General features: G+C 61.8%; 1 protein-coding gene. It reads right to left on the reverse strand.

What is annotated here, in order from left to right:
• Positions 1-534: FtsW/RodA/SpoVE family cell cycle protein (locus AC1D0P_RS27960; protein ID WP_477679707.1), on the reverse strand; the 534-nt coding region annotated here is incomplete at both ends.

Below are 534 nucleotides of genomic sequence, written 5' to 3' on the forward strand. Positions count from 1 at the left end.
GCCATGAAGAACATCGAACCCCAGACGCCCGTCGTCAGCATGGTCTGGCCGAGATCCGGCTCGGCGACCAGGAGCGCCGCAACAATGACGAAAATGAGCAGCGCGAACAGATTGCCTGGAATTTCCGGCTGCCGCTGATGTTCGGCGAACAGCCAGGCGCAGACGACGACGAAGCAGGGCTTCATGAATTCGGAAGGCTGGATTGACAGGACAGAGATCGTGATCCAGCGCCGCGAACCCTTGACCTCCATGCCGATGAACAGCACCGCCACCATCATCAGCACCATGATCACGAACATGATCATGGCCGTGCGGCGCACCTGGCGCGGCGACAGGAAGGACAGGCCGAACATCACGCCCAGCGACGGCAGCATGAACATGGCGTGCCGCTCGACGAAATGGAACGGCTCAAGCCCGATGCGCTCGGCGACGGCCGGCGACGCAGCGAAGGAGAGCATGAAGCCGATGCCGAGCAGCAGGATGAAGACGGCGAGGAAGAACCGGTCGATCGTCCAGAACCATTCAGCCAGAGGC

Source organism: Polaromonas sp. P1_G2 (assembly GCF_056405515.1).